At 69.9% G+C, this 21,719-nt stretch carries 13 protein-coding genes; 2 read left to right on the top strand and 11 right to left on the bottom strand.

Translation table 11 applies throughout. The features are described 5' to 3' along the window. Positions 1-39: 39 nt before the first annotated feature. The gene (gene purF / locus BKH28_RS08165; protein WP_430515700.1) at positions 40-1,731 is read right to left on the bottom strand and encodes an amidophosphoribosyltransferase; all 1,692 of its coding nucleotides are present in this window, start codon (positions 1,729-1,731) and stop codon (positions 40-42) included. 217 nt (positions 1,732-1,948) lie between these two features. Beyond that, entirely contained in the window at positions 1,949-2,815 is an 867-nt protein-coding gene (locus BKH28_RS08160; RefSeq protein ID WP_075418335.1) for a DMT family transporter, read from the bottom strand. Positions 2,816-2,851: 36 nt separating this feature from the next. Here BKH28_RS08160 and BKH28_RS08155 point away from each other — a divergent pair, with 36 nt between their 5' ends. After that, positions 2,852-3,370, top strand: a complete 519-nt coding sequence (locus tag BKH28_RS08155) for a TetR/AcrR family transcriptional regulator (protein WP_075418334.1) — start codon at positions 2,852-2,854, stop codon at positions 3,368-3,370. A gap of 13 nt (positions 3,371-3,383) precedes the next feature. On the opposite strand, the gene BKH28_RS08150 is transcribed toward BKH28_RS08155, so the two are convergent. From BKH28_RS08150 to gdhA, 9 genes are all read right to left on the bottom strand, one after another. Further along, the gene (locus tag BKH28_RS08150; protein ID WP_075418333.1) at positions 3,384-5,072 is read right to left on the bottom strand and encodes an RNB domain-containing ribonuclease; all 1,689 of its coding nucleotides are present in this window, start codon (positions 5,070-5,072) and stop codon (positions 3,384-3,386) included. Positions 5,073-5,539: 467 nt separating this feature from the next. Further along, positions 5,540-5,983 (bottom strand): sterol carrier family protein, encoded by a 444-nt coding sequence (locus BKH28_RS08145; protein WP_075418332.1) that lies wholly within the window; start codon positions 5,981-5,983, stop codon positions 5,540-5,542. A gap of 674 nt (positions 5,984-6,657) precedes the next feature. Next, positions 6,658-8,820, bottom strand: a complete 2,163-nt coding sequence (locus BKH28_RS08140; protein WP_075418331.1) for a PTS fructose transporter subunit IIABC — start codon at positions 8,818-8,820, stop codon at positions 6,658-6,660. Between the two features lie 235 nt (positions 8,821-9,055). Beyond that, positions 9,056-10,066: a 1-phosphofructokinase family hexose kinase gene (locus BKH28_RS08135; protein WP_075418330.1), complete on the bottom strand. Its 1,011-nt coding sequence runs from the start codon at positions 10,064-10,066 to the stop codon at positions 9,056-9,058. After that, positions 10,063-10,827, bottom strand: coding sequence for a DeoR/GlpR family DNA-binding transcription regulator (locus BKH28_RS08130; protein WP_075418381.1), 765 nt, complete (start codon positions 10,825-10,827; stop codon positions 10,063-10,065). Before BKH28_RS08130 ends, BKH28_RS08135 begins: the two co-directional genes overlap by 4 nt. Before the next feature lie 357 nt (positions 10,828-11,184). Next, entirely contained in the window at positions 11,185-13,593 is a 2,409-nt protein-coding gene (locus BKH28_RS08125; protein WP_075418329.1) for a bifunctional metallophosphatase/5'-nucleotidase, read from the bottom strand. A 218-nt stretch (positions 13,594-13,811) separates the two neighbouring features. Then, positions 13,812-15,971 carry a 5'-nucleotidase C-terminal domain-containing protein gene (locus BKH28_RS08120; RefSeq protein WP_256695549.1) on the bottom strand — a complete coding sequence of 720 codons (2,160 nt, stop codon included), beginning with the start codon at positions 15,969-15,971 and terminating at the stop codon, positions 13,812-13,814. A gap of 501 nt (positions 15,972-16,472) precedes the next feature. Further along, positions 16,473-18,908 (bottom strand): bifunctional metallophosphatase/5'-nucleotidase, encoded by a 2,436-nt coding sequence (locus BKH28_RS08115; RefSeq protein ID WP_256695548.1) that lies wholly within the window; start codon positions 18,906-18,908, stop codon positions 16,473-16,475. A gap of 428 nt (positions 18,909-19,336) precedes the next feature. After that, a complete protein-coding gene (gene gdhA / locus BKH28_RS08110; protein WP_075418326.1) occupies positions 19,337-20,674 on the bottom strand; it encodes an NADP-specific glutamate dehydrogenase in 1,338 nt (445 codons plus the stop codon). Positions 20,675-20,859: 185 nt separating this feature from the next. Here gdhA and BKH28_RS08105 point away from each other — a divergent pair, with 185 nt between their 5' ends. Beyond that, positions 20,860-21,693, top strand: coding sequence for a class I SAM-dependent methyltransferase (locus BKH28_RS08105; RefSeq protein WP_075418325.1), 834 nt, complete (start codon positions 20,860-20,862; stop codon positions 21,691-21,693). Positions 21,694-21,719: the final 26 nt, after the last annotated feature.

Here is a 21,719-nt window from a genome sequence, read left to right as displayed (position 1 = left end):
CCGGGGTCGGCCAGTCAGCGCACGGCCGGCCGCCCAGGGCTACGACGTCGTCGAGCCCAGGGGGCTGCCGGAGGCCAGGTCCGGGCGGGTGATGCTGCCCGGCGGCACGGTGCGCTCAGCGTCGTCGGCCTCGGCGCGGCGCCGTCCGCGGTAGGCGGTCGGGACGCGGCGCACAGGGATGGCGGCCGACTTCAGGCTGCGCACGGGCGGCGGGATCGGGTAGTCGCCGGTGAAGCAGGCCAGGCACAGTTCGTCGGCCTTCTGGCCGCTGGCGGCCACCATGCCCTCGACGGACAGGAAGCCCAGGGAGTCGGCGCCGATGGACTCGCCGATCTCCTCCACGCTCATGCCGGTGGCGATGAGCTCGGCGCGGGTGGCGAAGTCAATGCCGTAGAAGCAGGGCCACATGACCGGCGGGGAGGAGATGCGCACGTGGACCTCGGCGGCGCCGGCCTCGCGCAGCATCCGCACCAGGGCCCGCTGGGTGTTGCCGCGCACGATGGAGTCGTCGACGACGACGAGGCGCTTGCCCTCGATGACCTCGCGCAGGGGGTTGAGCTTGAGGCGGATGCCGAGCTGGCGCAGGGTCTGGGTGGGCTGGATGAAGGTGCGCCCCACGTAGGCGTTCTTCACCAGGCCCTGACCGTAGGGGATACCGGAGGCCTGCGCGTAGCCGATGGCGGCCGGGGTGCCCGACTCGGGCGTGGCGATGACGAGGTCGGCCTCCACCGGGTGCTCTCGGGCCAGGGCGGCTCCCATCTCGTTGCGCGAGGTGATGACGCTGCGCCCGGCGATGCGGGTGTCGGGGCGGGCCAGATAGACGTACTCGAAGACGCAGCCGGCCCGGCGGGCGGTGGCGAAGCGCGAGGAGCGCACACCGTCCTCGTCGATCTCGATGAGCTCGCCAGGCTCGATCTCGCGCACGAAGGCGGCACCGACGATGTCCAGGGCGGCGGTCTCGGAGGCCACGGCCCACCCGTTGCCCAGGCGTCCCAGCACCAGGGGGCGCACCCCGTGGGGGTCGCGGGCGGCGTAGAGGGTGCGCTCATCCATGAAGACCAGGGAGAAGGCGCCGCGCAGCATGGGCAGGACCCGGCGGGCGGCCTGGTGGACGCTCAGGGGGGCCGGCGCGGAGTAGGCGGCGTCGAGATCGGCGTCGTCGGTGATGCCGGAGGTGAGGATGTCGGCGGCCGAGTCCCAGCCCTCCAGGGCTCCGTGCTCGGAGACGAGGTTGAGCAGGGCGGCCAGGACGGCTGTGTCGGTGGAGGAGCCGCGGCCGAGCTCACCGCTGAGGTCCTCCCCGGAGGTGACGCGCACAGCGTCCATGAGCTCGCGGGTGTTGGTGAGGTTGCCGTTGTGGGCCAGGGCGAGGGTGGAGCCGGCCGCCGGGCCGAGCATCGGCTGGGCGTTCTCCCAGGTGGTGGCCCCCTGGGTGGCGTAGCGGACGTGGCCGACGGCGACGTGGCCGGTGAGGTTGGACAGGGCCTGGTCGTCGAAGACCTGGGAGACCAGGCCGAGGTCCTTGTAGACGAGGATCTGGGAGCCGTTGGAGGTGGCGATGCCCGCCGACTCCTGACCGCGGTGCTGGAGGGCGTACAGCCCGAAGTAGCTCAGGCGGGAGACGTCCTCGCCGGGCGCCCACACGCCGAAGACGCCGCACTCCTCTCGCGGAGAGGGCTCGAGCTCGTCGGAGTGGTCGTCGGGCAGGGCGGTCAGGCTGGGCGCGCTCACGGGCGCCGCGGGAGCCGTCGGATCGGTCTGACTCGACTGGCTGGACCGACCGAGAGGCTCCGAGGAGCCAGCCCGCGGGATGCGACGGGCGCCGTCGGGATGGTCGAAGGTGATCTGCGAGGGTTTCTCACCGGTGCGCACACACACAGTCTGTCATGGCCCGGCACCGTCTGACCATTACGACCGCCGGAGCCGCTCAGCGCGGGCGGCTTCGGAATCAGCTGGCGCCCATCAGGACTCCGACGACGATCATCGAGACGCCCAGTATGGATCGCCTGGTGAAGGGCTCACGTAGGAGCCACACGCCGGCGATGACACCGAAGACGACGTTGAGGCTCCGGGAGGTGGCGACGACGGACGGAGGCCCGAAGCGCATGGCGACAAGCACCAGCGCATAGCTCGCCGGCACCAGCACCGCGATCGGGAGGGCCCGGGCCCAGCCGGCAGCCAAAGCAGCGGGCAGCTCGCGACGACGCCGGCCCAGCACGATAGTGAGCAGCACGAACTGAGCCAGACTGGACAGCGCCATGTAGGGCACAACAGAGACGTACAGCTCCGCGACGGCAAAAGCGTCCCACAGGGTGTAGGCGGCGGTGCAGGACGCGACGGCGCCGCCCGCCCAGAGGCCTCGGGCCCGGGTCAGATCCCGCCAGGTGACCCTCGAGGCGAGGACGACGCCGACGAGGACCGCCATCAGCGCGAGCGTCTGGATGGCACTCGGGCCCCCGGTCCACGGCGCCACCACCGCCGTCACCAGAACCGGCGCCAGTCCGCGTGAGACCGGGTAGACCACTGACAGGTCCGCCGCCGAGTAGGCGCGTTGGAGAACCGCCGCGTAGGCCGTGTGCAGCGCCGTGCTGACGAGGGCCGCCCACCAGGCCGGGCCCAGACCTCCCCAGGTCGCCCCCACTGTCAGTACCGCGAGCCACAGCGGCGCGGCGATGGCGCTGTAGACCCACACGAAGGCGACGTCGGAAGTACCGGAGCGCTTCACCAGCACGTTCCACAGGGCGTGCAGGGCGGACCCGACCGAGACCAGGGCGAGGGAGTATCCGAAAGCCATCATGTAGACGGTGTCTACCATGTTGTAGACGCCGTCTACAAGAGGCAGGCTAGGGCCATGAGCCAGACAACGGAGGACCGTCTGATCCAGGCTGGGCGGCAGCTGCTCGAAGAGAACGGCATCAGCGCGGTGACGGTGCGGGAGGTGGCCCGGCGCTGCGGCATCTCCCACGGCGCACCGAGACGCCACTTCCCCACCCTCGCGCTGCTACTGTCCGCCATCGCCGAGGTGTGCCTCGATGAGCTCCGCACTCGCCTCACCGATGCCGAGGCAGGCCTCAAGGAGACCGCGAGGGCCTACGTCGCCTACGCCGTCGAGCACCCCCACGCCTTCGACCTCATCACCCGTCACGACGTGCTGGCCGGCAGCGGCCGGGAGCTTCGAGCCAGGTCCCTGCCACTCCTTGAAGAATGGCGCGCCCGCTTCGCCAAGGAACGCCCGGATGCGCCCGAGGCCGCCGCGACCGCCGCCTGGGCGGCCGTCCACGGCGTCGCCTCACTCGCCTCACGGGGTGCGCTGGACCTGGTGGGAAGCGATGCTGAGGAACTGCTGGATCAGTTGCTCCCGCAGGCCTGACGCACCTGGCGCCTCAGGACCGGTTCCGCAGGAGCTGGAAGCGGATGCCGGTGGCGGGGTCGACGGACAGGAGGCGGACCCGCACGCGCTCACCTACCGGGAGGCCTCCGTCGGAGGCATTCTTGCCGGCGCGGATCTCAGTGACGACGGCGGGCTCGACGAGGACGAGCTCGCCGCGGCCATCGCGCTCGGAGGTGATGACGCCGTCGAAGACCTCGCCCTCGTGGCCGCGCAGGACCAGGGCCTCCAGTGCGGTCAGGGCTCCGCGGCCGATGGCGCGGGCACGCTTGCCGGTCTGTTCCATGACGTCGGGCAGGTCGGGCAGCGCCTGAAGCACCCACTGGGGCACGGGCGCCTGGGCGCAGGCGGCGATGCAGACCTCCTCGCCGTAGCGGTCCACGAGGCGGCGCAGCGGGGCGGTGACGTGGGCGTAGCGGGCGGCGATCGCGGAGTGGACGGCCTCCTCGGCGTCGGAGGCCTCGTCCTCGGCCGGGACCCCGACGCCGCCCACCCCGAAGGCGAGGTAGCCCGATCCGCGGAAGAGGGACATGGCCTGCTCCATGAAGGCCGCATGGGCGGGCACGGCGTGGTCCAGGCTGCGCACGAGCTCGGGGTAGGGCTGGGCGGCCGGCCAGTCGATGCCCAGGGCCGCGGCGACGCGCCTCAGGCGGGCGTAGTCCTCGGGGCGCGCCGGCGGAAGGGTCCGCAGGATGCCGACGCCACTGTCGACCATGATCCGGGCGGCGCACATGCCGGTGAGCAGGGAGATCTGGGCGTTGTACTGCTCGGCGGGCACGGGCACGCGGTAGGCGAGCCGGTAGCCGGCCGGGCCGGCGCTCTCGGTGGGGTCTGTGTCCCCCGCGTCCTCGGTCGGCGACGCCGGCTCCGTTGCCTGTGCTGCCTCTGTTGCTTCTGCTGCCTCGGTCACCTCGACGACCTGCTCGGGCGTGGTCATGCTGATGCCGCCGCAGGCGGCCTCGCGCTCCAGGCGCAGGCGGCCGATCTCGGCCAGGAGCTCGGGCAAGTCGGCCGGCGCCTCCTGGGACAGCGCGCCCTGCCCGTCGATGGCGGCCTGGACCTGGGCGTAGGTGAGGCGTGCCCGCGAGCGCACGAGGGCCCTCTCGACGCGGGCGGAGACGACCTCGCCGCGCTCGTCGAGGTCGATGGTCCACAGGCAGGCCGGGCGCTCGGCGTCCTCCAGCAGGGAGGCGGCGCCGTGGGAGAGGACCTCGGGGTGCAGGGGCGTGGCGGCGTCGGGGGCGTAGATGGTCTCGCCGCGGCGGCGCAGCTCGGCGTCCAGGGCGCCGCCGGGGGTGACGAAGGTGGCCAGGGAGGCGATGGCGTAGTGGACTCGGTAGGTGGCCGCGGGCTCGGGGGCGTTCCCGACCTCCCCCGCGGCCGCGCCGGCCTGGTCAGCATGGTCGGCATGGGTGGGCAGGCGCTCCAGGAGCACCGCCTGGTCGAGGTCCATGGAGCCGGGCGGGTCGATGGTGACCAGCTCCAGGTCGCGGGCGTCGCGGGCGCCGTCGGCCAGGAGACGGGCGGGGCCGTCCTGGGCCCAGGCGCTGGCGGCGGACTCCGCCTCGGCGAGGGCCTCAGGCGGGAAGTCGGTGGGAACCTCGTAGTGCGCGCGCAGCGCGTCCAAGGTGCGGGCGACCTCGGCAGGCGGGGCGGTATAGGTGCTCAGGCGCGTGCGACTCATGGGATGAACCTACCGGCGCGGGCCCTTGGCGCAGCAACCAACAGACGGATGGGCCGGAATCGGCCCGATCTGTCACGGGCGGCGACTTTTAGCACCGAGTGCGCCCCGCAGACGACCAGTCAGAACGCGTTGACGCTGGTCAGGACCTTGCGCCCTGACGCCCGCCCCGACAGCGCGCGTTGAAAAGTCGCCATTTGTGACACTTTCGTCCTCTGCGCGGTTGGCACAACAGTCCGCGACGCCTCAGGACATGGGGGTGCCACAACGAGTCCGCGGAGCAGCCCCGGTTCGCAGAGCAACAGTCAGAATCGGGGCGGCGGCGCTACGGCGGCACGGCGACAGCCATACCGGCGCCGGCCCTCAGTGCAGCGCCCAACGGGCACGCACACCCGCAGCGCACCCCACACATCGACCAAAACTTCAGAATCGACGCGGCTCCGGGTCGATTTTGAAGAAAATGTTGATGTCTACCCGGGGAGCCGGACCAGGGGCAGGTAGGCGGACAGGTCGCAGCGCTCGCCGGAGGCGTGCAGGGCGCCGCCGGCCAGGGCGTCCTGCCAGGTGAGTCGGCCGGTGGCCAGGGCCAGCCAGGTGGCGGCGTCGGTCTCGACGACGCTGGGCGGGGTGCCCCGGCGGTGGACGGTGCCAGCAACGGCCTGGGTGACGCCGAAGGGCGGGACCCGCACCTCGACCGAGCGCCCGGGGGCGCAGGCGGCGAGCTCCTCGAGGGTGTAGCGCACGGCGGTGGCGGTCATCCGGCGTCGGGAGGCCCGGTCGGCGGGACTGGCGGGGTCGGGGCCGGCACCGCTCCCACCTCCGGCCGGTTCGTCGTCGGACGTGTCCTGCTCCTGGGCCCACTGGCGCAGGGCCTGAGCGCCGGCGTCGGGGTCGATGCGTCGTCTTGCAGCCATGGCGCAAAGCCTATGCCGGAGCGCCCTGGAACTGGCAGGCGAGCACAGCCCGACAGCGCCGCACAGCAGGCCCGGCCCGTCAGGAGGCGAGCCCCCGTACCCGCGGCGAAGACCTCCACAAGGTCATGCCGGTCGGCTCTGATCGGTCTCGACGACAGAGCCGCGCAGCCGTCCTGGAACATCGAGGACTGCGTTCTCCGCCCAGGACGTACCTCTCCCCCAAACGACTGCGCCCGGGCCGTCACCTTCTGTGGGAGAACGCAGTCCTCGATCGAAAAGTACGTCCTCGATCTGGGGCGGCTCAGTCCACAGGGACGTTCCGCGCCGTCGGGGACAGTTCCGTACGGCCGGGTGCGTGTCACCCCAAGCGGGGACACTCCTCGCAGCCGGTGGCATCCTGCACGGCGGGGTGCGTCATGCCCCAGGCGGGGACATTCAACGCCGTCGGGGACAGGACTCCTGTCCCCGTGCGCGCGGGATGTCCCCGGTCGGAAGGGAGTGTCCCCGCACGCGCGGATTGCACCCGTGGGCGAGAAAATGTCCCCGGCCGCGTGAAGCGTCCCCAACGAAGGACACCCAATCTCTCGGACTCGGCCTCCGCGTTCCTCAGACACGTCGTGCGGAGCCCCGCACCTGGTGGGACCCCGCACGACACGGTGATGAGGATCGCCGGATCAGGCGGCAGCTGCGGCCTGCGCCTCAGTGCTCTTCTTGCCGTCCGCGTTGCGCCCCAGCCCCTTGAGAACGATGACCAGCGCGGTGGTCACCACCGTCCCGGCCAGGATCGCCAGGAGGAAGCCACCGAAGTTGGTGATGGCGAAGGCGACGAACACGCCTCCGTGGGGCGCGCGGGAGCCGACGTGCATGGCCATGGTCATCGCGCCCGTGACCGCACCACCGGCCATGGTGGCCGGGATGACGCGCAGCGGGTCGGCGGCGGCGAAGGGGATGGCCCCCTCGGAGATGAAGGACAGACCCAGCAGCCAGGCGCTGCGCCCGTTCTCCACCTCGGCCTTGGTGAACAGCCGCGAGCGCAGGAAGGTCGCGGCGGACATCGCCAGCGGCGGCACCATGCCGGCGGCCATGACAGTGGCCATGATCTCGTAGGGGGCGGTGTTGCTGGCGCTGGCCGCGGACAGGCCCGCGGTGCCGAACAGGTAGGCGGCCTTGTTGACCGGTCCGCCCAGGTCGAAGCACATCATGAGCCCGAGGATGATGCCGAGCAGCACGGCCGACCCACCCCCGGACATGGAGGTCAGCCCGTCCTGCAGCGCGGTCATGAGGGAGGCCAGCGGCAGCCCGAGGAGCAGGTACATGACGGCACCGACCACCAGCGTGGTGCCCAGCGGGATGATGACCACGGGCATGAGCCCTCGCAGCCAGGACGGTACGCCGAGCCCGGCGAGCCAGGCCGCGAAGTAGCCCGCGAGGATGCCGCCGACCAGGCCGCCGATGAACCCGGCACCGACCTCGACCGCGACGACCCCCATGACGAATCCGGGCGCGATACCGGGCCTGCCGGCCAGCCCGAAGGAGATGTAGCCGGCCAGCGCCGGGACGAGGAAGCTCATGGCCGCCTGTCCCAGCAGGAACAGCGTCCACCCGATGTACAGCAGCAGCCCGGACTGGGAGACGGTGATCGTCTCGGTGCCGACGACGTCTCCGGCCGAGTTCTTGATCTCGTGAACGAACTCGTTGCCGGGCAGGTTCCACAGGGAGTAGTCGCTGATGGAGATCTTCTCGTAGAGGTTGGCCACGTCGTACCCGGCCAGGAGGAAGCCCAGGGCGATGAGCAGACCGCCGGCGGCCACGAAGGGGATCATGTAGGACACCCCGGTCATGACCGAGCGCTGGAGGCGCCGGGCCCAGTGCTCGGAGCCCTCCTCGCTCTCCTCGCTGGACTCGCCGCCGGCCGGCACGCGGGTGGCGCTCGGGTCGTCGACCGCGGCCAGGGCCTTGTCCACGAGGGAACCGGCATCGTTGACGGCGGCCTTGACACCGACGTCGATGACGGGTTTGCCGGCGAAGCGCTCGCGGCCCTTGACGGGCAGGTCGTGGGCGAAGATGACGGCGCTGGCCCGCTTGATGAGGTCGGGGTCAAGGGCATCGATCTTGCCTGAGCCCTGCCCCTCGATGGCCACGGTGATGCCGCGGTCCTTGCCGGCCTGCTCCAGGGCCTCAGCGGCCATGAAGGTGTGGGCGATGCCGGTGGGGCACGAGGAGACGCCCACGATGACGGTCTCGCCCTCCCCCGGGGCCGACGACGCTGCAGCGGCCTTGGGCTCCGCGGCACCGCCCCCTTCGGCCGTTTCCGCGGCGCTTGCGGTCTCACTGGCCGCGCCGTCCTCGACCGGCGCCCCGTCGTCCAGCAGCTCGGGCTGGACCTGACCGGTGACGATGCGGGCGACTTCCTCGGCGTCGGCGGCCTGGCGCAGGGCGTCAGTGAACTCGGACTGCATGAGACCGCGGGCGAGCTTGGCCAGGAGCTGGAGGTGGAAGTCGTCAGCGCCGTCGGGGGCGGCGATCATGAAGATGAGGTCGGCGGCCTGTCCGTCGGCGGCCCCGAAGTCAACCGGCTCGGCCAGACGGGCGAAGCCGAGGCTGGGGGCCAGGACGTGAGAGCTGCGGCAGTGCGGGATGGCGATGCCGCCGGGGATCCCGGTGGGGGCGGTCGACTCGCGCTTCTTGGCGTCGGCGGCCAGGCCGTCGGGACTGGAGGCCCGGCCTGCGCCGGCCACGGTGGTGGCCAGGAACTCGATGACGTCTTCCTTGCCCGGGCCGGCGTCGGCGTCGAGCGCGACCAGCTCGGGGATGATGAGGGGTTTGTTCTCGGTCATGGTCTTCCTTGGTGTCCGAGGTGCCGTCGCCCGGTGGGCTACGGCGTGTCACAGGTGGTCAAGGGTGGTGGGCGGCGATCATGCGGTCAGTGGTGGTCATGTGGTGGGTCGGTGGACGGGTGGTGAATGGTCGGTGGCGGAGCCGGCTGGGCGGTGGCCGGCCGGCAGCCGCTGACATGAGCGGGGACGCGGGGGCTCGCGGGTCTGCGGCCCCGGCGCCTGCGGACGCCCCGGCTCAGGAGAGCCGGGTGACGACGGCCGGCTGATCGGGCAGGTCGGCGGGCGTGGGCAGCGTGGTTCCGGGCAGGGAGGCGGCGGCCGAGCCGTAGGCCATGGCGGTGCGCAGGCGCTCGGTCTCGTCACCGCCGTTGACGTCGGCCAGGATGTAGCCGGCCACCGAGGAGTCCCCGGCGCCGACGGTGGAGACCACCGGGACCTCGGGGGCGGTGGCGTGCCAGGCGCCGTCGGCGGTCACCAGGACGGCGCCGGCGGGGCCGAGGGTCACCAGGACGGCACCGATGCCCAGGTCCACCAGGAGGCGGGCGGCGTCGACGACGGGGCCGTAGCTCCCCCGGACGGCCCCTTCCTCGAGGGCCATGGCGCGTTCGGCGGGCAGGCCGGCGAGCTGGCCGAGCTCCTCGCCGTTGGGTTTGATGAGGTCGGGGGCCGAACCGGGCAGCTCGGCGGCCAGGGCCGCCAGGGGCTCGTCGGAGGTGTCGACGGCGATGCGCAGCCCCGGGGACGTCTCGCGCAGGAGCCCCACCAGGCGGGCGTACCACCTGGCCGGTGCACCCGGCGGCAGGGAGCCGGACAGGACCGCCCAGTGGTGGGGGTCGGCTCCGGCCGACACTCCCGTGAGCGTCAGGGTCTCCAGGAGGGCGTGCTCGACGGCGTCGACCTCCTCCTCGCTCAGGCCCGCTCCCAGCTCGTTGAGCTTGGTGGTGGTGCCGTCGGGCTCGGTGACGGCGGTGTTGATGCGGGCGGGGCCGGCCACGGGCACGGATCGAACGGTGAGTCCGGGCAGCTCGAGGCCGTTCAGGGCGGTGAGGATGGGGTCGTGCTCGGCGGCAGGAAGGACGGCGGTGGCGGCGCGCCCGGAGTTGGACAGGACGCGGGCGACGTTGACGCCCTTGCCTCCCGGTTCCATGACGACGCCGGTCAGGCGCTGAACGGCGCCGCGCTGGAGGGGGCCGGGCAGGGAGACGGTGCGGTCGAGGGACGGGTTGGGCGTGAGGGTCAGGATCATGCGACGAGTACCTCGGTTTCGGTGGTGGCGAGCTGGTCGATGAGTGCGGGCGGGATCTCGACGTCGGTGACCAGGAGGTCGATGTCGTCGAGGGAGGCGAAGGAGACCAGGTGCTCCTGGCCGATCTTGGTGGAGTCGACCAGGGCCACCACCTGGCGGGCGCTGCGCACCATGGCGCGTTTGACGGTGGCCTCGTCGGGGTCGGGCGTGGACAGCCCGTGGGCTGCACTCAGGCCGTTGGCTCCCAGGACGGCGACGTCGACTCGGAGGGTGGACAGGGCCTCGACGGCCTCGGGGCCGACGGCGGCCTGGGTGAGTCCGCGCAGCTGGCCGCCCAGGATCCGCACCCGCGTGCGTCCGGCGGCGGCCAGGGAGGCGGCGGTCAGGACGGAGTTGGTGATGACGGTCAGGTCGCTCTCGGCGGGCAGGAGGCGGGCGAGCGATCCGGTGGTGGTTCCGGCGTCGATGAGGAGGGTGGTGCCGGGTTCCGGTGCGAGCCGCGCCAGGGCGGCTCGGGCGATGGCCTGCTTGGCGGCGGGGTTGACCTGCTCGCGCTGGGTCACGCCGGTCTCCGGCAGGGCCGGGGCGGGGATGGCGCCGCCGTGGACCTTACGCAGGGCGCCACTGCGGTCCAGGGCGGTCAGGTCTCGACGGATCGTCTCAGGGGTGACGTCGAAGTGCTCGGCGAGCTCGGTGACGAGGACCCGCCCTGCACCGCGCACCTGCTCCACGATCTGGTGGTGCCTGTCCTCGATGCGCATGTTCACCCCCTGAGGTCGGTACCATCGACAGAGACGCCCGTTCGGACATCTCTTCAACTTTTCATGTTTGAACAGACGTAAGGGTATGTCCGTTCAGACATTCGTGTCTACCCCTGAGTGACTCACAATACATTTCATAGGCTGTTCTGAGAACAAGGTCCGTCCTCGACGTGAGCCGCAGCCGCCACTGCTCCCCCGATCACCTGCACCTTCCCCGGTGGCGCCCCACCACCCACGCAGGCATTCGTCACCCAGCACTCGTGCCCGCCACCCCCGGTGGGGCGACGGGCACGAGTGTCGATTCGCGCATCGCTGCATCAGTCGGCATCAAACCGCATCAGCACGCGTCAATCCACGTCAGTCGACCTGCCGTCTGCGGCGCAGGATGAGGTAGCCGCCGACGATGAGGATCAGGGCGACGATACCCGCCCCTAGGGACGCACCTGTGCGGGCCAGCGACCAACCACCCGAGCCACCGACCGGCTGAGCGCCGCTGCCACTGCGGGCCTCAGGAGCGGCGGCTGCGGGCGGCGCGCTACTCCCGGCGGACGGCTCGGTGCCGCCGCCCACGGACGCCCCATCGGCATCACGACCGACCTGCGGGGTGGACGTCGCCTCACCGCCGGCCTCGGCCGCCGTCCCGTCAGCACCGTCTGCCGTGCTGTCACCCGTTTCCGCACCGGGGTCGGCCGCAGCCTCATCCTCGATCTCAACCGAGAAGCGATTGAGAACCGTGCCGGCGGAGTCGAGGGTCTCGACGGAGGCCCAGCGGCAGGTGGCGGCCTGGACCGTGCGGCAGGCGCGCGTGGGGGCGTCGGACGGGAAGGTGAGGTTGAAGTCGACCCGTCCGGTGGTCGGGCCGGTGGGGTCGACGGTGAGGTCGAGGTCCTTGGTCAGGATCTCCTTGCCCCCCGAGCTCACGCGCACGCTCCGGGCGCCGGCGGCCTGCTCGGAGGCGTTGGTGTAGGCCAGGGAGTCCAGGGTCACTGAGACCATGTCGGTGCTGCGCGCACCGCCTGAGCTGACGTACACGGGCCCCACGGTCATCCCGGTCTGCCGCTTGGAGTAGCCGGCCTTGACGGGCTGGTCGCCGAAGGAGGCCAGGTAGGCGGAGGTGACGTCGCGGTCGAGAACACCGGTGTTGGTCACGGGCTTGCCCTTCAGGACGGTGTAGCCGTCGCCGCCGGTCAGCAGGAAGGAGTTGGAGGCGACGACGACACTGTCGCCGTCGGCCAGCGGCTTGCCGTCGACGAGGATCTCACGGATCGCGGGGGCGGCTCCGGCTTCAGTCCCGTGAGCGGCATCGGTGCTGGCCTCGGTGAGGACGTCGACGTTGCTGGACAGCCCCAGGGTGAGGACGGGCCGGCTGGAGCCGGGCTGCCACTGCTGGGACAGCAGAGCCTTCAGCTCGGCGCCGGTGAGGGTCGTGTAGGCCATCTCGTTGCCGAAGGGCTGGACGGTGTAGGCCTCCCCCGAGGTCAGGACGCCATCACCCTCGGAGCCGGAGGCGGCGTAGAGCAGGTCGGCGCGCACGCCGCCGGCGTTCATGATGCCCACGTAGCGGGTGGAGCCGGCCGGCTGGATGTCGGTGGCGAGCCAGCTGCGGAAGGACTCGGCGATGAGGTTGGAGGCGGTGGACTCGGTGCCTCGGTTGGCGCCGGGTCCGGAGCCGTCCGAGCCGCGCAGGAAGTCCGATCCGATCCGGGCCAGCGGCTTGCCGCCCTCGGTGGCGGAGTCCTTCTCCGCCTGGGACACGATCCCGGCGACGCCGTAGGCGTCGGTGGTGCAGTTCGAGCTGCGCAGGTCCTTGTTGTCAGCACTGACCACCGAGGTCTTCCGGCTGGCGGGGTCATAGCTGAGACGGATTCGCCCCAGCGCCCAGCCGTAGTGGTCGGCCTGAACGACGGCGATCTGGTTGCCCTCAGCACCGGTGACGGTCTGGGCGAAGGGCACGTGGGTGTGTCCGGAGAAGACGGCATCGACACTCCCGCCGAAGCTGGTGGCGGTGGTGGCGGCGTCCTCGTGACTGAGCACGACGACGACGTCGGCCTCACCATTGGCGGGATCGCCGTCCTTGAGCTCGGCGGCACGGGCATTGGCGGAGGCGACCGCTGGACTCAGGGTGAGGGTGGACAGGGCTGAGGGTGACACGAGGGTGGGAAGCTCATCGGTGACGACGCCGACGAAGCCGACACGCACACCGCCGACCTCCTTGATGAAGACCCCCTTGCCGACACCCTCGGCGCTCAAGGGAGCCGAGCCGGAGACGTTGGCGGCCAGGATCGGGAAGTTCGAGGCGGGCAGGATGCGCGTCTCCAGGTCGGTCAGGCCCTGGTCGAGCTCGTGGTTGCCCAGGGCGGAGGCATCCAGGGACATCGCGTTGAGCGTCTCCATGGTGGGGCGGTCCTGGAGGATGGAGGAGACGTAGGCCGACCCACCCACGGAGTCTCCGGCGGAGACGAACAGAGTGTTGGGGTTGGTGGCGCGGGCGGCGGAGACCTCGCAGGCCAGAGTGACGGCGCCGGGGTCCTCGACGGAAGTCTGCCCGGTGTTGCGGTCCGTCTGAGTGGTACGGGAGATGTGGCCGTGCAGGTCGGTGATGCCCAGCAGGTCGATGGTGGTGGTGCCGCTGGCCGGAGCGTCAGCCGGCGCGGCCGGTTCGTCGGCACCGGCGGTCGGGGTGAGCGGGGAGGGACTGAGGGCTGTCAGAGTGAGCGCGCACATGACGGCGCCGACCTTGACGGCCCACGTGGGGTGCAGTCGCATGTCGTTCCTTGTCAGGCGGAGGGATGGTGACCCGGGAAAAGATGAGGAGAGGAACATGACTAACCGTATGTGACCGCGCGACACGAGGCATTTTTTCACGGAACTCACTGACATTCATCACCCAGGACTCGTGCCCGCCTCCCCTGGTGGGGTGGCGGGCACGAGTGTCGATTCGCGTATCACTGCGTCAGCCTGTGTCAGACCTGCCGCGATCCACGTCAGTCGATCTGCCGCCTGCGGCGCAGGATGAGGTAGCCGCCGACGATGAGGGTCAGGGCGACGACGCCCGCACTGAGGGAGGTACCGGTGCGGGCCAGCGGCCAGGCTCCCAAGCCGCCGATCGGCTGACCACCACCGGCTCCGCGAGCCTCACGGGCGGCAGCACCCGCCCCACTCGTGGCGGCAGGCAGACCGCCTGCACCGTTGACCGGCACCGTGGCACCGTCAGCGCTCCCGCCTCCGGGTGAGGCAGTCGCCTTCCCATCCGGGACCGCACCGCCACTGGGAGCCGCCGAGGCCGACGGTGCCGCCTTGGCACCGGGCGCAGCCGACGTCGTCGCCGTGGCACCCGCCGACGGCCCGGCACCGGAGGTCGAGGACGGAGTCGGCTGCGCGCCGGGAGTGGACGACGGAGTGCTAGACGCGGCCGATGGCCCGCCACTGGCAGTGGCCGACGGCGTTGCCGTGGGCTTCGCATCGGCCGGTACCTCGACGTAGAAGCTGTTGAGAACCCGGCCGACGCCGTCAACGGACTCCAAGGTGACCCAGCGGCAGGTCGTGGCCTCCGCGCTGCGGCAGGCGCCGGTGGGTGCATCGGCCGGAACCGTGAGGTCAAAGCTCGCCTGACCGGTGGTGGGGCCACTGCGGTCCACAGTCAGGTCGATGTTCTGACTGAAGAACTCCTTGTCCCCGGACACGGCGCGCACACGGCGAGCCCCGAGAACCTGCTCCGTGGGGTGGGTGTATACCAGGGAGTCCATCGTCACTGTCACCGTGCCGGCCTGACCGGGCTTCGGGGTCGCACTCATACCCACCTGACGCTTGGCGTAGCTCGGTTTGAGTATCTGCTGGTTGAAGGAGGCCAGGTAGTTGGTGGTGATGTCACGTCCGAGCGAACCGACGTTCACAACCCCTCTTCCATGGGGGAGTGTGAAGCCGGCGCCGCCGGTGAGCAGCTCCTGGGTGGAGGCCACGACCACCGTGTCCGTGTCCCCCAGGACCTGCCCGTCCACCCGGACCTCGCGAATCGAGGGAGCGGCGCCGTCCTCGGTCTGGGCCGCGGAGTTCACGATGACGTCGACGTTGGCGGACAGTCCCAGCTGGACAGCCGCCGGATCCGCTCCGGGGCGCCACTGCTGGGCGATGAGCCCCTTGAGCTCGGCACCGGTCATGGTGAGGTATCCCATGGCCTTGTCATCCGGCGAGACGTTACGGACCTCGTCGACCGTGAAGAGGCCGTCGACCTGGTCAGCGGGCACTTCTCCGTGATAGTTCCCGGTGCTCTTGTAGCGGAAATCGGCTTTAAGGTCGTCGGCCCGGACTACTCCCACATAGTGTGTGGAAGCCGGCGGCTGCTCCATGGGATCCATGTCGGCGAGCCAGTATCGGTAGGACTCGGCCACCAGGTCGGCCGCCGTGGACTCGGTGCCGGTGTGGGCTCCAGGGGTCACACCGTCCGATCCACGCAAGTAGTCGGTGCCGAGCTGCGCCACCGCCCGGGCAGCCCCCAGATCCATCATCTTGTTGTATCTCTTATATGAGAAGATATTGACGCCGCCGAAATCGTCTTCATGACAGTATTCCTGCCTCAGATCGCGGTTCTCCACGTTGACGACGGAGACCTTCTTGGTGTCCCGGTCGTAGTTGAGCCGAATCATCCCGAGCTTCAGACCGTAGTGGTCAGGCTGGACGACGGCGATCTCATTGCCCTCGACCCCGGTCACCGTCTGCGCGTAGGAGACGTGGCTGCGTCCGGCGACGACGGCGTCGACGTTCTTGGAGAAGCCCGTCGCCGTGGAGGCCGCGTCCTCGTGACTGAGCACGACGACGACGTCGGCCTCACCATTGGCGGGGTCACCGTCCTTGAGCTCGGCTGCGCGGGCGTTGGCCGTGGCCACCGCCGGGGCGACCGTGAGCTGTGCCCGGGTGGAGGAGGAGACCAGTTTGGGCAGCTCATCGGTCACCACACCGATGAAGCCGACCCGCACCCCGTCGACCTCCTTGATGAAGACACCGCGACCGTCCCCCTCGGCGCTCAGGGCATCGGAGCCGGACACGTTCGCCGCCAGGATGGGGAATGTCGCATAGGGAAGAACCCGACCCTCGAGGTCACCGAGACCATGGTCGAGCTCGTGCACCCCTAGCGCAGAGACATCCATGCGGAACCGCTCTAGCACATCCAGTGTCCCCTCATCATCCATGTAGGACGACAGGTAGTATGACGACCCGATATTGTCTCCCGACGAGACGAATAGCGCATTGGGATTCGCTCTGTAAGCCCGGCTCAAATGGCACGCCAGGGACGTCACACCGGGATTCTCCACATTGTTGAGGTCGACCTCGCCAGTCTCTGGATTCTTATGGAACGTCGTTTCGATGTAGCCGTGCAGATCGGAGATGCCAACGAGGTCGATGGGGACTCCCCCATCCGGGGAGTCCAATGGCACAGCAACGTCGGGCAGTCCGGCACCCTGAGGTGGAACCGTCCCGGAGGGCGCGGCGGTGGAAAGAGGGCTGAGTGAAGCGAGGGCCAGCGCGCTGAATGCGACGCAGACTCGTCCCCGCCTTCGCGATATGAGCCTCATGATATGTCCTTAGGTCAGCGTGAAAAGAGTGCAGGGAGAACGTGGAAGGAGAAGGGCCGCACCATCGCTGCCCCCTCATCCCTCCTGGCGTCTGCGGCGCAGGATGAGGTAGCCGCCGACGATGAGGGTCAGGGCGACGACGCCCGCGCTGAGGGAGGTACCGGTGCGGGCCAGCGGCCAGGTGCCCGAACCACCGGCCGGCTTCGCGCCGGCTCCGCGGACCTCCGGGGCGGTGGTACTCGCCCAGCTCGTGGCGGCAGGCAGACCGCCCGCACCGCCGACCGGCACCGTGGCACCGTCAGCGCTCCCGCCTCCGGGTGAGGCCGTCGCCTTCCCATCCGGGACCGCACCGGCACTGCCGCTGGGGCCCGCCGTCGCCGTGGCACCTGCCGACGGCCCGGCACTGGGCGTCGAGGGCGCAGCCGACGGCGCACTGGGTGGGACCGGCTGTGCACTGGCAGTGGCCGACGGCGTTGCCGTGGGCGCCGCATCGGCCGGCACCTCGACATAGAAGCTGTTGAGGACCTGGCCAGCGGCGTTCACGGACTCCAGAGTCACCCAGCGGCAGCTGTCCGCGGAGGCTGTGCGGCAGGCGCCGGTGGGCGCATCGGCCGGGACCGTGAGGTCGAAGCTCGCCTTTCCGGTGGTGGGGCCACTGCGGTCCACGGTCAGGTCGATGTTCTGACTGAAGAACTCCTTATCCCCGGAGCGGGCACGGACTCGCTGCGCACCGAGGGTCTGTTCGGAGGCGTTGGTGTAGGCCAAGGAGTCCATCGTCACTGTCACCGTGCCGGCCTGACCGGGCTTCGGGGTCGCACTCATACCCACCTGACGTTTGGAGTAGGACGGCATCAAGGGCTTGTCCCCGAAGGAGTGCAGGTAGGAGATGAAGACGCTGTGGTGGAGTGAGCCGACGTCGACGATGACCTTCTGGTCAGGAATGGTGAAGTCGACGCCGTCGTCGAGCAGCTCGTGGGTGGAGGCCACGACCACTGTGTCCGTGTCCCCCAGGACCTGCCCATCGACCCGGATCTCACGCACTGCGGGAACGGCTCCGCTCTGCGCCGTCGCCCCGGGATCGACAATGACGTCCATGTTGGAGGACAGTCCCAGGTTGAGCACGGCAGGATCGGCGTGGAATCTCCACTGCTGAGCGATGAGCGCCTTGAGCTCTGCACCATTCAGAGTGGTGTAGGAGAGCGCTTTATTGTCGGGCTGGACGCCGAGCGCCTCCCCGTAGGAGACAAGGCCGTCCTGGTCCGGGCGCGGGATGTCGTTGTAGTTACCGGACGCGAGGTAGGTGAGGTCCTTCTTGACGTCACCGGAATTGACGATGCCGACGTAGTGGCTGGTTCCAGGAGGTTTGATGTCGGTGATCCAGCTGCGGTAGGACTCGGCGACCAGGTCGGCTGCCGTGGACTCCGTTGCCGCATTGGTGTCGGGGACGCTTCCATCGGAACCCCGCAGGAAGTCCGCCCCGATATGCGCCAGCGGTTGCTTCTTAACGTCTGTGACGGAGCTGTAGTACTCCCACATCGTATTCAGGACGTCGGGAGAGGATCCTCGGCATTCGAAGCCTTGGATGGGTGTGCTATGCGCGTAGTAGGCGAATGTCTTCCGGGTCGTTCGATCGTACTCGAGGAGAACATCCCCGAAGGTCCGCCCGTAACGGCCGGGCTGGACGACAGGAATCGCATTGCCCTCGAATCCGGTGACGACCTGCCCGTGGCCCTGTCCGCTGCGACCGGCGACGACGGCGTCGACGTTCTTGGAGAAGCCGGTTGCCGTGGAGGTCATGTCCTCATGGCTGAGCACGACGACGATGTCGGCCTCACCATTGGCGGGGTCACCGTCCTTGAGCTCGGCGGCGCGGGCGTTGGCCGTGGCCACCGCGGGGGAGACTGTCAGGGCTGCCCGGTTCGCCGCGGGCGTCCGGGCGGGAAGGTCGTCGGTCACCACGCCGATGAAGCCGACGCGCACCCCGTCGACCTCCTTGATGAAGACCCCCCGACCACTCCCCTCGGCACTCAGGGCATCGGAGCCGGACACGTTCGCCGCCAGGATGGGGAAGTCGGAGGCGGGCAGGATTCTGTCCTCGAGGTCCTTCACTCCGCCGTCGAGCGCGTGAACCCCCAGGGCTGAGGCATCCAGCTCCATCGTATTGAGCCCGCTGATGACGGGCCGGTCCTGCAGGAAGGAGGACGCGTGGGGCGAGGCGCCGACATTGCCGCCGGAGGAGACGACGAGCGTATTGGGGAAATCCTCTCGAATCCCACGGACAGCGCACTCGATCCCGACCAGGCCGGGGTCCTTGGGGAGGTCGTACTCCTCGGTATCCGGGTTGAACCCGCTCGTCTCCAGGTAGTGACCGTGAAGGCTGCCCAGGCCCACCAGCTTGATGCTCACCTTGTTGCCCGGATCGTCGGCCCCCTGGAGCCCGTCAGTGCCGTCGGGAGGTTTCTCCGCAGCGGCAGCCGGCGGCATGAGGGATGCTGTCGGAACCGAGATCATGGGACTCAGTGCAGCCACAACCAGAGCGCTCAACGCGGCGCAGACTCGTGCTCTGCGAGCTGGAAGTATTCTCATGTCAATCCTCATGGGACGTAGGGATGGAGATCGGGATCACGCGAGGAAGGGAACATCACCAAGGTACGCCTCTCCCGGGATTTTTGCAGTATTTTTTACGATCTCATCCAGTCGGTAGATTGCCCGGTCGCGACTGCCCGTCACGGAACGGCATTGAGACGTACGGGATTGACGTTCGCAGGCGTGGATGGGGCTGGCGGGAGCGCGGCGAGGAGCGAGCCACGCGGTTGGCCGCCAAGGGCATTGATCCCGCACGCCCCGCCCCTTCCCACGGCACAACGACGGCGTCCGTCACCTCGAAGAAGAGGTGACGGACGCCGTCGCTATGGGCGCGAGCCCGGATCAGCCAGGTATCAGACGATGCCGTGGGCGATCATGACGTCGGCAACGCGGGTGAAACCGGCCGCGTTGGCGCCGAGCACGTAGTCGCCGGGGCGGCCGTACTCCTCGGCCGCGGCGACGCAGGAGTCGTGGATGTCGGCCATGATGCCGGTCAGCTTGGCCTCGGCTGTGGCGAAGTCCCAGCGGGTGCGGCCGGCGTTCTGCTCCATCTCGAGGGCGGAGGTCGCCACACCACCGGCGTTGGCGGCCTTACCGGGGCCGAAGAGGATGCCGGCCTTCTGGAAGGCCTCGACGGCCTCGGGGGTGGAGGGCATGTTGGCGCCCTCGGAGACCACGCCGCAGCCACCCCTCAGCAGGGTGTTCGCGGCGTCGCCGTCGAGCTCGTTCTGGGTGGCGCAGGGCAGGGCGACGTCACCGGGGACGTCCCACACGGAGCCGCCGGTCACGAGGCGGGCGCCGGGGCGACGCTCGACGTAGTCGGCCACGCGACCGCGCTCGATCTCCTTGACCTGTTTGAGCAGCTCGAGGTCCACCCCGGCCTCGTCGACGACGTAGCCGGAGGAGTCGGAGAAGGTGATGGGGGTGGCGCCGAGCTGCTGGGCCTTCTCGATGGCGTAGATCGCCACGTTCCCGGCACCGGAGACGAGGACCTTCTTGCCCTCGAGGGACTCGCCCTTGGTGGCGAGCATGGACTGGGCGAAGAGCACGGTGCCGTAACCAGTGGCCTCGGTGCGCACGAGGGAGCCGCCCCAGGCCAGGCCCTTACCGGTGAGGACGCCGGCGTCGTAGGAGTTCCGCAGGCGCTTGTACTGGCCGAACATGTAGCCGATCTCGCGGCCGCCCACGCCGATGTCGCCGGCGGGCACGTCGGTGGAGGGGCCGATGTGGCGGGCCAGCTCGGTCATGAAGGACTGGCAGAAGCGCATGACCTCGGCGTCGGAGCGGCCGTGCGGGTCGAAGTCGGAGCCGCCCTTGCCGCCGCCGATGCCCTGGGCGGTCAGGGCGTTCTTGAAGATCTGCTCAAAACCGAGGAACTTGATGATGCCGGCGTTGACTGAGGGGTGGAAGCGCAGGCCACCCTTGTAGGGGCCCAGCGCGGAGTTGAACTCGATACGGAAGCCACGGTTGACGTGGACCTGGCCGGCGTCGTCGACCCACGGGACCCGGAACATGATCTGGCGCTCGGGCTCGACGATGCGCTCCAGGAGGGCGCCCTCAGCGTAGTGGGGGTGCTTGGCGATGACGGGACCGAGGGACTCGAGCACCTCGTGGACGGCCTGATGAAACTCGACCTCTCCACGGTTACGAGCCACAACCTGCTCATAGACCTTCTCGACAACGTCCTGCATGAGGGACTCCTTCGCCTAGCGGAATAAGCTCAGCACCTGGCTGGTCGCCGCGGCACCGCGAGAAGACTTCCACCGAGACGTTCACTGAGACGAAACATCTCGCGATTCGGAGGAAATATGCCGTAGCGAAGGCCACATTCCGGACGCTCACGCAACACAGATCACATCCCCGGATGATCTGGGGCATGAATGGCGAACAGCTTCCGGAAAGTTCATTCGGGACGGCGCGTTACACCCATGGGCACAGCGCGGCGGTGCTCAGCGCACACTCGCGACGCGGCGCCACGGATTCGGCCGCCTACCTGCTTCCCCACCTGAGTGCGGGAATGAATCTGCTCGATGTCGGCTGCGGGCCGGCGTCCATCACCGCGGACCTCGCCGAGCACGTCGCCCCGGGGCGGGTCGTCGCCCTGGATGCCGCGGCCGACGCCCTGGAGGCCGCTCGGGCAACGCTGAGCGAACGGGGCCTGTCCGAGCAGGTGGAGCTGGCCGGCGGGGACGTCATGGCCTTGCCCTTCGAAGACGGTTCCTTCGACGTCGTCCACGCCCACCAGGTGCTCCAGCACCTCACGGACCCGGTGGGCGCCCTGGCCGAGATGCGCCGCCTCACCCGCCCCGGCGGGATCGTGGCCGTGCGCGACGCCGTCTACTCCGCCATGACCTGGTTCCCCGAGCCAGCGGGCATGGAGCAGTGGCGCTCGGTCTACATGGACACCGCCCGGGCCAACGGCGGCGAGCCCGACGCCGGGAGCCGGCTGCTGTCCTGGGCCCGGGCGGCGGGCTTCACCGACGTGACGGCCTCGGCCTCCACCTGGTGCTACGCCACGCCCGCCGACCGGGCCTGGCAGTCGGAGACCTGGGCGCAGAGGTGCCTGACCTCCTTCGGGCCGCGGGCCGTCGAGCTGGGGCTGGCGGACAGAGCCGACCTGGAGACGATGGCCGAGGCGTGGCGGCAGTGGGGCACCAGCGAGGACGCCTGGTTCGTCATCGTGCACGGTGAGGTCATGGCCCGCGCATGACGGCGGGGTGCACAGGATCGACCGGC

It is taken from the genome of Actinomyces oris (assembly GCF_001937665.1).
Taxonomy (GTDB): domain Bacteria; phylum Actinomycetota; class Actinomycetes; order Actinomycetales; family Actinomycetaceae; genus Actinomyces; species Actinomyces stomatis.
Note: the sequence above shows the minus strand (reverse complement) of the source record. Positions and strands in the feature narration are given on the sequence as shown.

What these genes read in the sequence shown, in the direction of transcription:
- BKH28_RS08120 (WP_256695549.1), bottom strand. Translation starts at nt 15,971, where the DNA reads ATGGATGTCTCTGCGCTAGGGGTGCACGAGCTCGACCATGGTCTCGGT.
- BKH28_RS08150 (WP_075418333.1), bottom strand. Translation starts at nt 5,072, where the DNA reads ATGAGTCGCACGCGCCTGAGCACCTATACCGCCCCGCCTGCCGAGGTC.
- BKH28_RS08135 (WP_075418330.1), bottom strand. Translation starts at nt 10,066, where the DNA reads ATGATCCTGACCCTCACGCCCAACCCGTCCCTCGACCGCACCGTCTCC.
- BKH28_RS08155 (WP_075418334.1), top strand. Translation starts at nt 2,852, where the DNA reads ATGAGCCAGACAACGGAGGACCGTCTGATCCAGGCTGGGCGGCAGCTG.
- BKH28_RS08140 (WP_075418331.1), bottom strand. Translation starts at nt 8,820, where the DNA reads ATGACCGAGAACAAACCCCTCATCATCCCCGAGCTGGTCGCGCTCGAC.
- BKH28_RS08115 (WP_256695548.1), bottom strand. Translation starts at nt 18,908, where the DNA reads ATGATCTCGGTTCCGACAGCATCCCTCATGCCGCCGGCTGCCGCTGCG.
- gdhA (WP_075418326.1), bottom strand. Translation starts at nt 20,674, where the DNA reads ATGCAGGACGTTGTCGAGAAGGTCTATGAGCAGGTTGTGGCTCGTAAC.
- BKH28_RS08125 (WP_075418329.1), bottom strand. Translation starts at nt 13,593, where the DNA reads ATGCGACTGCACCCCACGTGGGCCGTCAAGGTCGGCGCCGTCATGTGC.
- BKH28_RS08105 (WP_075418325.1), top strand. Translation starts at nt 20,860, where the DNA reads ATGAATGGCGAACAGCTTCCGGAAAGTTCATTCGGGACGGCGCGTTAC.
- BKH28_RS08130 (WP_075418381.1), bottom strand. Translation starts at nt 10,827, where the DNA reads ATGCGCATCGAGGACAGGCACCACCAGATCGTGGAGCAGGTGCGCGGT.
- BKH28_RS08145 (WP_075418332.1), bottom strand. Translation starts at nt 5,983, where the DNA reads ATGGCTGCAAGACGACGCATCGACCCCGACGCCGGCGCTCAGGCCCTG.
- BKH28_RS08160 (WP_075418335.1), bottom strand. Translation starts at nt 2,815, where the DNA reads ATGGTAGACACCGTCTACATGATGGCTTTCGGATACTCCCTCGCCCTG.